The 9,564-nt window shown below is 74.8% G+C and carries 10 protein-coding genes and 1 tRNA gene; 8 read left to right on the top strand and 3 right to left on the bottom strand.

Annotated elements, in window-relative coordinates; genetic code table 11:
* From E1291_RS34345 to E1291_RS34360, 4 genes are all read left to right on the top strand, one after another.
* Positions 1–732: GNAT family N-acetyltransferase (locus E1291_RS34345; protein ID WP_131742239.1), on the top strand; the 732-nt coding region annotated here is incomplete at its 5' end.
* Positions 733–846: 114 nt separating this feature from the next.
* A tRNA-Asn gene (locus E1291_RS34350) sits at positions 847–918 on the top strand.
* A gap of 26 nt (positions 919–944) precedes the next feature.
* Positions 945–1,385: an HNH endonuclease gene (locus tag E1291_RS34355; protein WP_131742240.1), complete on the top strand. Its 441-nt coding sequence runs from the start codon at positions 945–947 to the stop codon at positions 1,383–1,385.
* Positions 1,386–1,553: 168 nt separating this feature from the next.
* Positions 1,554–2,579: a VldE C-terminal domain-containing protein gene (locus E1291_RS34360; protein ID WP_242614556.1), complete on the top strand. Its 1,026-nt coding sequence runs from the start codon at positions 1,554–1,556 to the stop codon at positions 2,577–2,579.
* Between the two features lie 44 nt (positions 2,580–2,623).
* Here the strand turns inward: E1291_RS34360 and E1291_RS34365 are convergent, their stop codons facing one another.
* Positions 2,624–3,676 carry a Gfo/Idh/MocA family oxidoreductase gene (locus tag E1291_RS34365; protein WP_131742241.1) on the bottom strand — a complete coding sequence of 351 codons (1,053 nt, stop codon included), beginning with the start codon at positions 3,674–3,676 and terminating at the stop codon, positions 2,624–2,626.
* 194 nt (positions 3,677–3,870) lie between these two features.
* Between E1291_RS34365 and E1291_RS34370 the strand changes: the two genes are divergently transcribed.
* Both E1291_RS34370 and E1291_RS34375 read left to right on the top strand, forming a co-directional pair.
* A complete protein-coding gene (locus E1291_RS34370) occupies positions 3,871–5,517 on the top strand; it encodes an NAD(P)/FAD-dependent oxidoreductase (RefSeq protein ID WP_242614557.1) in 1,647 nt (548 codons plus the stop codon).
* Positions 5,514–6,935, top strand: coding sequence for an ATP-binding protein (locus tag E1291_RS34375; protein WP_131742243.1), 1,422 nt, complete (start codon positions 5,514–5,516; stop codon positions 6,933–6,935). Before E1291_RS34370 ends, E1291_RS34375 begins: the two co-directional genes overlap by 4 nt.
* Before the next feature lie 24 nt (positions 6,936–6,959).
* On the opposite strand, the gene E1291_RS34380 is transcribed toward E1291_RS34375, so the two are convergent.
* A complete protein-coding gene (locus tag E1291_RS34380) occupies positions 6,960–7,361 on the bottom strand; it encodes a VOC family protein (RefSeq protein ID WP_131742244.1) in 402 nt (133 codons plus the stop codon).
* A gap of 56 nt (positions 7,362–7,417) precedes the next feature.
* On the opposite strand from E1291_RS34380, the gene E1291_RS34385 reads away from it, so the two are divergent.
* Positions 7,418–7,942 carry a MarR family winged helix-turn-helix transcriptional regulator gene (locus tag E1291_RS34385; RefSeq protein ID WP_131742245.1) on the top strand — a complete coding sequence of 175 codons (525 nt, stop codon included), beginning with the start codon at positions 7,418–7,420 and terminating at the stop codon, positions 7,940–7,942.
* 3 nt (positions 7,943–7,945) lie between these two features.
* Here E1291_RS34385 and E1291_RS34390 read toward each other — a convergent pair whose 3' ends face one another.
* On the bottom strand, positions 7,946–8,740 hold the full coding sequence (locus E1291_RS34390) for a class II aldolase/adducin family protein (protein WP_131742246.1): 795 nt from the start codon (positions 8,738–8,740) through the stop codon (positions 7,946–7,948).
* Between the two features lie 151 nt (positions 8,741–8,891).
* Between E1291_RS34390 and E1291_RS34395 the strand changes: the two genes are divergently transcribed.
* Positions 8,892–9,564 (top strand): RsbRD N-terminal domain-containing protein (locus E1291_RS34395; RefSeq protein WP_503108254.1); only part of this gene is annotated, 673 nt, incomplete at its 3' end.

A 9,564-nucleotide genomic window follows, 5' to 3' on the forward strand; every position in this document is an offset into this window, starting at 1 on the left:
ATCGACATCCGGGTCCGCCCCGGCCGCCGCCGCCGCGGGCTCGGCGGCCGGCTGCTGGCGGTGGCCGCCGAGGGGCTGCGCGCCGACGGCAGGTCCAGCGTCATCGCCCAGGTCCTCGCCGGCACCCCCGCCGTCCCGTTCCTGGAGTCGCACGGCTTCGAGTGCGTGCTGACCCTCAAGGGCATGCTCCTGCGCCTGGAGGAGGTCCCCGCCGGCCGCGTCGCGGGCCTGCTCGCGGCGGCCCCGGCGGGATACCGCCTGGTCCGCTGGCGCGGCGTCGTCCCGGACGAGCACGCCGCCGCCCTCGCCCTGGCCAAGACCGCCATGGCGGACTTCGCCGAGTACGAGGGCGCCCCCTGGGACGCGCACCGCGTCCGCGAGATGGCCGAGGTGGTCGCCAAGCGCGGCGACGACCTGTACACGGTCGCCGCCCTGCACGGCACCGCCGTCGCCGGCTTCACCGAGGTCGTCGTCCCGTTCGGCGCCACCGGCCGCGCCGCGCAGTACGACACCGCCGTCGCCCCCGAGCACCGCGGCCGCCGCCTCGGCATCTGGGTCAAGGCGGCCATGCTGGAGTGGCTCGCGCGCGAGCGCCCCGAGGTCCGCGAGATCGAGACCGACAACGCCGGCGACAACACGCACATGATCGCGGTGAACGAGGAGCTGGGCTTCCGGGTGGAGCGCGAGTCGCTGGAGTACCAGGCCGCCGCCGCGGCGCTGCCCGCGCCCTGACGCGCCCCCGCCCCGCCGTGTGATCGGCGAAAATGCGTTGCCGCTTCGCGGGCATGTCGGCACTCTGAGGAGACTTCCGGGAAATGCTCGGAAGGCAGAGAATTGCCGGACCATTCCTTCGTAGTTCAACGGCAGAACGCCGCGCAGTTAAATGCGGACGTCCAGGTTCGAATCCTGGCGGGGGAGCGGCACGCGGGCCTGGGAGGTGACCGGTGAACGTGCTCGTCCTGAACGCGTCCTATGAGCCGCTGCAGAAGGTCGACCTGCGGCACGCCATCCGCATGCTGGTGCGCGAGGTGGCCGTCGTCGAGGAGGCGGAGGAGGGGCGGACGATCGGCCGTTACCCGGTGCCCCGGGTTCTGCGGCTGGTCAGGTACGTCGCGATGCGGTGGCGGCACGGCCGCCGCCCGCCCTGGAGCAAGCGCGGCGTGTACCTGCGCGACCGCGGCAGCTGCGGGTACTGCGGGCGGCGCGGCAACACGATCGACCACGTCCACCCGCGCTCGCGCGGCGGCGGGGACACCTGGGAGAACACCATCCTGGCCTGCGGCCGGTGCAACAACCGCAAAGGAGACCGGACGCTCGCCGAGGCGGGCCTGCGGCTGCGGTGGGAGCCGCGGGCGCCGCGCTGGGAGGACCTCGTCCCGCCGTGACCGGCGGGACGCGGCTGACGGAGGGGCCGGACCGCCGCGCGGCGGACCGGCCCCTGCCGTTCCCCGTAGCCCCCCTACTACTCTGTGTGGTTTTGCGTAACTTCTGAGGCAAAAGGGGGATTGTGGTAGCGTGCCGCCAATCTTTAAACCGTTATCTAGGAGATATCTGTGGCGGCCCTCGATCCCCCCGGCAGGACGCGACGCCCCTCGGGCGGGCGCCCGGCGGTGCGGCGCCTCACTGCGCTCGTCCTCGTCGTGGGGGTGTCGGCGGCGCTGCCGCCGGTCTCCGGGAGCGCCGCGCGCGCCCCGCAGAAGCCGGAGAAGGACGTCAAGAAGCAGTACGCGCAGCTGAAGAAGCGCGCCGAGGCGCTCTCGAAGGAGTACCGCGGCGAGCTGGTCTCCCTGGAGGAGGCCAAGAAGGCCGCCGAGGGCGCGGGCGCCGACGCCGACCGCGCCGCCCGCGACTACGAGGCCGCCCGCGCCGGCGTCGCCCGGCTCGCCTCCAGCACCTACATGAGCGGCCGGCTCGACATGATCCCGATGGTCACCGCGGGCGAGCCGCGCGCCGCGATCCGGGACGCCACGGTGATCGAGCACCTGAGCCGCGACCGCGGCCGCCGCGTCCAGAGCCTGGAGGAGCTCAACCGGCGGGCCGCGCGGTCGCGCTCGACCGCCCAGGCCAAGCTCGACGCCGTCGAGCGCGAGATCAAGGACCTGGAGGGGCAGCGCACCCGGGTCAAGAAGCTGCTCGCCAAGTACAAGCCGGACGAGACCAAGACCAAGGCGCCGGCGTCGAGCGGCCACCCGGACGGCGCGAGCGGCTCCAAGTCGACGATCATCGGCAACTCGATGACCGCGCGGATGCGCACGGCGCTGCTGGCGATCGACGGCCGGTTCGGCCCGTTCCCGGCCATCGGCTGCGCCCGCCCCGGCGACCCGCAGGACCACGGCTCGGGCCGCGCGTGCGACTTCATGGAGAGCTCGGGCGGCGCCATGCCGAGCGCGTCCGCCCAGGCCCACGGCGACCAGGTCGCCCAGTACGTGATCAGCAACGCGTCCAGGCTCGGGATCAAGTACGTCATCTGGAAGCAGCGCATCTACGACATGCGCGGCAGCGGCGGCTGGCGCCAGATGGAGGACCGCGGCGGCATCACCGCGAACCACTACGACCACGTCCACGTCTCCGTCCTCTAGACGGAGAGGCGGATCTGGAGCGTTCCCCTGAAGGGGACGCGTAGTCAGGTGCGGGTGACGACCACCGTGCCCTCGCGGGCGGAGCGGACAGCGGCCTCGATGACCTCCAGCCCCGTGATCGCGTCCGCCAGCGACACGGGCGGCGGCCCCTCGCCGCGCAGGCACCGCGCCACGCCGGTGTAGAAGTCCTGGTAGGAGCCCCGGTCGGTGGGCTCGGGCCGCTCGTCGCCGGGCGTCCCGACGCGGCCGTGGGCGTGCGACGGCGCGACGCCGAAGCCGGGGTCGCGCGGGGAGCCGCCCGCGCGCAGGGCGTCCTCCTGGCCGTCCATGCCGTGGACCGTGTAGGCCCCGCGGCTGCCGAGGACGCGGAACCGCGGGCCGAGGTGCGCGGCGGTCGCGCTCATCCACAGGTGCGAGCGAATCCCGCCGCGGTGGGCCAGCGCCACGAAGGCGTCGTCGGCGGCCCGCGCGCCGGGGCGGCGCGTGTCGATCTCGGCGTAGACCCGCTCGGGCCGGCCGAACAGCGCGATCGCCTGGTCGACCAGATGGGAACCGAGATCGTGCAGGATCCCGCCGGCGTCCCGCGGGTCGCCGCTCTCCTTCCAGCCCGGCCGCACCTCGGGCCGCCAGCGCTCGAACCGCGACTCCAGCCGCAGGACGTCGCCGAGCGCGCCCGAGGCCACCAGCCGCCACGCGGTGCGGTAGTCGCCGTCCCAGCGCCGGTTGTGGAACGGGATGACCGGCAGGCCGCGGACGGCGCTCAGCGCGGCGAGCGAGCGGGCGTCGGCCGCCGAGGCCGCCACCGGCTTGTCCACCACGACCGGCAGGCCCGAGGTCAGCGCGGTCCGGGCCAGCGGCACGTGCTGCCGGTTGGGCGCGGCGACCACGACGAGGTCGTAGACGCCCGACGCCTCCCACAGCCGGTCGGTGCTGGCGAGGATCTTCGTGTCCGGGTAGCGGTTCCGGACCGCCTCCTGGCGCGCCGGGTCGCCGGTGACCACCGCCGACAGCCGCAGCCCCGGCACCGCCGCGATCAGCGGCGCGTGGAACACCGAGCCGCCCGTGCCGTACCCGATCAGCGCAACACGCAGGTCCATGCCCGCATCATTTCCGATCGGGCCCGGGCGGACCGGCGCGGGGTCGCCTCAGGCCCGGCCCGGAGCCGCGTCGAGGTCGCGTCCGGGCCGCGTCCGGGGGCGTGTCCGAGGTCGGGGACCGCCCGCGGGCGTCACCGGCCGCGCCGGAGGCCCGTAGGCTTTCAGGTGGGATGGAAGGGAACGAGGGAGCCGCGTTGTCCAAACCAGTGCTGCTGACGGTCGACGACGACCCGGGCGTCTCCCGGGCCGTGGCCCGGGACCTGCGCCGCCGGTACGCCGAGACGTACCGGATCGTCCGCGCGGAGTCCGGCGGCCAGGCGCTGGACGTGCTGCGCGAGCTGCGGCTGCGCGGCGACGACACCGCCATGCTGCTCGCCGACCACCGGATGCCCGAGATGACCGGCGTGGAGTTCCTGGAACGCGCCATGGACCTGTTCCCCTTCGCGCGCCGCGTCCTGCTGACCGCCTACGCCGACACCGAGGCCGCGATCCGCGCGATCAACGTCGTGGACCTCGACCACTACCTGCTCAAGCCGTGGAACCCGCCGGACGAGAAGTTCTATCCGGTGATCGACGCGCAGCTGGACGCGTGGCGGCGCGCCGACCGGCGGCTCCCCGGCGAGCTGCGCGTGGTGGGGCACCGCTGGTCGGCCCGCTCGTACGAGGTGCGCGACTTCCTCGCCCGCCACCAGGTCCCCTACACGTGGCTGCTCGACGGCGACCCCGAGGGCGCCGAGCTCGTGGCGGCCGCCGGGGCGCCCGAGCTCCCGCTGGTGGTGACCGCGGCCGGGCAGGTGCTGGCGGCCCCCTCCGACGCGGAGCTGGCCGCGGTGGCCGGGCTGCCGAGCACGCCGTCCACCGGCTTCTACGACCTGGTCGTCGTCGGTGGCGGGCCGTCCGGGCTCGGCGCCGCGGTGTACGGCGCGTCCGAGGGGCTGCGGACGGTGGTCGTCGAGCGGCGCGCGCTCGGCGGCCAGGCGGGGCAGAGCTCCCGCATCGAGAACTACCTGGGCTTCCCCGACGGGGTGTCGGGCGCCCAGCTCGCCGAGCGGGCCCGCCGGCAGGCCGACCGGTTCGGCGCCGAGCTGCTGCAGACCGGCGAGGTGACCGCGCTGGAGGCGCGCGGCACCGCCCGGGTCGCGCGGCTCGCGGACGGCACGGAGATCGCCGCGCACGCCGTCATCCTCGCCACCGGGGTGTCCTACCGGCGGCTGACGGCGCCCGGCGTGGACGACTTCGTCGGCCGCGGGGTGTTCTACGGCGCCGCGCTGACCGAGGCCCCGTCCTGCGCGGACGAGGAGGTCGCGATCGTCGGCGGCGCCAACTCCGCCGGGCAGGCCGCGGTGCACCTGGCGAGGTACGCCAAGCGGGTGCACGTCATCGTCCGGGCGGACGGCCTCGAGCGCTCGATGTCGCACTACCTGGTCGAGCAGATCGCCGCGACCCCGAACATCGAGGTCCACACCGGCAAGACCGTGTGCGGCGCCGAGGGCGGCGACCGGCTGGAGCGGCTGACCGTCCAGTGGCCCGGCGGGCTGAAGACGATCGACGCGCACTGGCTGTTCGTCTTCATCGGCGCCGAGCCCGGCACCGGCTGGCTGGAGGGGTTCGTCGAGCGGGACGCGCGCGGCTACGTCATGACCGGCCCCGACCTGGTCGCCGGAGGGCGCCGCCCGCCGGGCTGGCCGCTCGTCCGCCAGCCCTACCATCTGGAGACCAGCGTCCCCGGCGTCTTCGCCGCGGGCGACGTCCGGTCGGAGTCGATGAAGCGCGTCGCCTCCGCCGTCGGCGACGGCGCGATGGCCGTCGCCCTCGTCCACCGTTACCTGGAGCAGGCGTGAGCACCGCATCGCCCGGGGAACTGCGCGAGCTGTTCCTCTTCGAGGACCTCGACGACGACAAGCTCGGCTGGCTGTCGCGGTACGGGACGGTCGGGGAGCACCCCGCCGGCGACCTGATCTGCGCGCAGGGCGACCCGGCCGAGTTCCTGTACGTGCTGCTGGAGGGCGAGATGGTGATGAGCCAGAACGTCCGCGGCCACACCGTCGAGATCAACCGCACGTCCAGGCCCGGCACCTACGGCGGCGCGGTGCAGGCCTACCTCGACGACCAGATCGAGCAGAAGTACGCCCACACGCTGCGGGCCGTGCGGCCCTCGCGGGTGTTCGCGCTGCCCGCGCGCAAGTTCGCCAAGGCCGTCCGCGTGTGGTTCCCGATGGCCACGCACCTGCTGGCGGGCGTCTTCTTCGGGATGAACAACCTGCGCCGGGCCGTCGATCAGCGCGAGCGCCTCACCGCCCTCGGCACGATCACCGCCGGGCTCACCCACGAGCTGAACAACCCGGCCGCCGCGGCGGCCCGGGCCAGCGCCGAGCTCGGCGACCGGCTGCTCGGCGCGCAGCGGCGGCTCGCCGACCTCGCCGCGCAGGGCGTCGACTGCACGCACCTGAGCGCCCTGGTGACGCTGCGCACGGGCCTGCCCGGCGCCGCCTCCACCGCCCGGCGCGACCCGCTGGAGGTCAGCGACGCCGAGGACGAGCTCGGCGACTGGCTGGACGGGCACGGCGTGCCGGGCGGCTGGGACCTCGCGCCGGGCCTGGTCGCCGCGGGGTTCGGGACCGCCGAGGCGGACGAGGTCGCCGCGGCGGCCGGCGAGCACCTGCCCGCGGCGATGCGGTGGCTGGCCGAGGTGCTGGAGGTCGCGCAGCTGCAGGCGGAGATCACCGAGGCCATGGGCCGCATCACCGCGCTGCTGGACTCGGCCCGGCAGTACTCCCAGCTCGACCGCGCGGCCTACCTGCGCGCCGACCTGCGGGAACTGCTCGACAGCACGCTCACCATGCTCAAGCGCAAGATCGGCGCCGGTGTGACGGTGCGCACCGACTACGACGCGGACCTGCCCGCCGTCCCGGTGTACGCCGCCGAGCTCAACCAGGTCTGGACGAACCTGATCGTGAACGCGCTGTACGCGATGCGGGGGGCGGGGACCCTCACCGTCCGGACGGCCCGCGAGAACGACCACGCCGTGGTCGAGATCGGCGACACCGGCACCGGCATCGCCGAGGAGCACCTGTCCCGCATCTTCACCCCGTTCTTCACCACCAAGCCGGTCGGGCAGGGCACGGGGCTCGGGCTCGACATCTCCTGGCGGATCGTCGCGGACCGGCACGGCGGCGACATCCGCGTGGAGTCGCGTCCCGGCGACACCCGCTTCCAGGTCGTCCTCCCGCTCACCGAGCAGCCCGCGGCGCGGGAGTAGCGCCCGGCCCGGTACGCCCGGCGGTCAGTACGACTGGAGTTCCAGCAGCGTGCCGTCGGGGTCGCGCAGGTGGGCGGTGCGCAGCCCCGGGCCCCATTCCGGCCGGTCCCGCGGCGCGGTCACCGGCTCGGCGCCGAGGGCGGTGAGCCGCCCGGCCGCCGCGTCGACGTCGGGCACGCGGAAGACGAGCATGGAGCGGTCCCGGGCCGCGGGCGCCGGCGGCGCGGCGATGCCGACGGCCGCGATCATCCTGGCCCGGCCCATCAGGACGAGGGCGCCCTCGCCGTCCAGGTCCCAGTTCGCGTACTCGGCCTCGGGCAGCATCTTCACGGGCCGGATGCCGAGCAGGTCCTCCAGCGCGGCCGTGTAGAAGCGGGCGCAGGACTCGAAGTCGTCCACCAGCAGGCGGGGGTAGAGCGCGTCCATCGTTCCTCCTATTCATGGGAGTAACCCAATGATTGGGGCAACCCTACAATAGGGGGATGGACGACACCTCGGTGCCCGGACCGGGCCGGCTGCCGCCCCGGCTGCACGCGATCACGACGTTCGTGCTGGCGCAGGTCGGCCGGGCGGGCCGGGTCCGGATGGGCCGGATGATGGAGGAGCACGGCCTCGGGCTGTGGCACTTCGCCGTGCTGGCCGCGCTGGACGACGCCGGGCGCGCGTCGCAGCGCGAGCTGGGCGAGCGGCTGCGCATCGACCCGAGCGACCTGGTCGAGGTGGTGGGGCGGCTGGAGGCCGCGGGGCTCGTCCGCCGTGAGCGCGACCCGGCCGACCGGCGCCGCTACGCGGTCGAGGCGACCCCCGAGGGGCGCGCCGAACTGGACGAGGTCGCGCGCCGCGCCGCCGTCCTCGACGACGAGCTTCTGGCCCCGCTCGGCCCGCGGGACAGGGCGGCGCTGGAGCGCATCGCCCGTGTCCTGCTCCGCCACCACGACCCGCGGGCCCGCGACGACGGCCCCCCGCCGGCGGGCGGCGGAGCCGGCGACGCGGCCGGGGGAGGGTGACGCTCAGTCGAAGAGGTCGGGCTGCTCGCGGGTGATCTGGTCGTAGAGCGGCTGGTAGTTGATCCAGCCGACCAGGTCGTTGCCGATCTGCCCGTGGGTCAGCACGGCGTTGCCGTGCTCGATCGGGACGACCTGACCGGCCGCCTTCGCCAGGAGCTGCACCTGGCAGGAGCGCTCCATCGTGATGAACCACCAGGCGGCGGCGTCCACGGTGTCGCCGACGGTCAGCAGCCCGTGGTTGCGCAGGATGACGGCCTTGTGACCACCGAGCGCGGCCGCGACGCGCTCGCCCTCCTCCAGGTCGGTGACGACGCCGGTGTAGTCGTCGAACAGGCCGTGGTCCTGGTAGAAGGCGCACACGTCCTGCGTGATCGGCTCCAGCCGCTGCCCGAGCGCCGCGATCGCCCGCCCGTACGTGGAGTGGCTGTGCGCGGCGGCGACGACCCCGGGGCGCGCCCGGTGCACCTGGGAGTGGATCGCGAACGCGGCCTCGTTGACCGGGTACCGTCCCTCGACGACCTTCCCCTCGTGGTTCACGAGGATCAGGTCGCTGACCCTCACGTGCTTGAAGGACACGCCGAACGGGTTGACCCAGAAGTGGTCGGGGCGCTCGGGGTCGCGGGCCGTGATGTGGCCGGCCACGCCCTCCTCGAAGCCGAACCTCCCGAAGATCCGCAACGCCGCGGCCAGCCGCTCCTTGCGGTGCCGCCGCTCGTCCCCGGCGTCGTCGAAGGACGGCGGGAGCCGGAGGACCAGATCGGTCGGCAGCTTGGCGAGGAACTCCTCGTCGTCCGGCATCGGCACGCTCCCGTCTCGTCCGCGCTCTCGTTCGGGCCCGGCCCGTCCCCGCCACCGAACACCGGAGGCGGGTCGCCCGGCTAGGAGGCCGCCGCCCAAGCGCGCTCCGGCCGGTTGTCCGAAGCGGACAACCAGGGCGCAGAATGAGGGCGTGGACCCAACCGAGGGAGACCGGTTCCTGCGGCTGCTGAGCGATCGCGGCGACGACCCGGCGCTGCTGGAGGCGGCGGTCCGCGCCGCCAGGGACAGGTCCGAGCTCGTCGCCGCGCTGCCCGAGGAGGAGACCCGGCGCCACACCCGGGCGCTCCTGCGCGGCGTGCTGGCGGCGCTGGAGACCGGCGGCCCCGGCGGGGACGTCCTCGCCGCCGCGGAGCGCCTCGGCTCCGACCGCGCCCGGCAGGGGGTGCCGGTCGCCGCGTTCCTGGACGGCTTCCAGGCGGGCCGCGCCCACCTCGTCCGCGCGCTGGTCGCCGACGGCAGGCGGCTCGGCGTGCCGGACGCCCTGCTCCTGGACGGCGTCACCCGCATCGACGAGATCACCGCCGCGCTCGTCCACCGGATGGTGCGCGCCCACCGGGCCGCCGAGCTGGAGATGGCCCGCACCACCCGTGAGAGCCGCGTGCAGACCCTCCGGCGGCTGCTGCACGGCGAGGCCGTCCCGGTGCCCGCCCCGCTCGACCCGGGCGCCCCCTATCACTGCGTGGTCTCCGACGTCGGCGACCCCGCGGCGGCGGCCCGGTTGGAGACCCGGCTGACCGCCGCCGGGCCGGGGCTGTGCGGCCTCGTCGACGGGCGGCTGGCCGCGCTGGTGGCCCGGCCGCCCG

This window comes from Actinomadura roseirufa, assembly GCF_900659635.1.
GTDB classification, from domain to species: Bacteria; Actinomycetota; Actinomycetes; order Streptosporangiales; family Streptosporangiaceae; genus Spirillospora; species Spirillospora roseirufa.

Coding starts and splice junctions, on each gene's coding strand:
- E1291_RS34380 (WP_131742244.1), bottom strand. CDS start 7,361: ATGGACGCGCTCTACCCCCGCCTGCTGGTGGACGACTTCGAGTCCTGC.
- E1291_RS34390 (WP_131742246.1), bottom strand. CDS start 8,740: ATGCCGGACGACGAGGAGTTCCTCGCCAAGCTGCCGACCGATCTGGTC.
- E1291_RS34365 (WP_131742241.1), bottom strand. CDS start 3,676: ATGGACCTGCGTGTTGCGCTGATCGGGTACGGCACGGGCGGCTCGGTG.
- E1291_RS34385 (WP_131742245.1), top strand. CDS start 7,418: ATGGACGACACCTCGGTGCCCGGACCGGGCCGGCTGCCGCCCCGGCTG.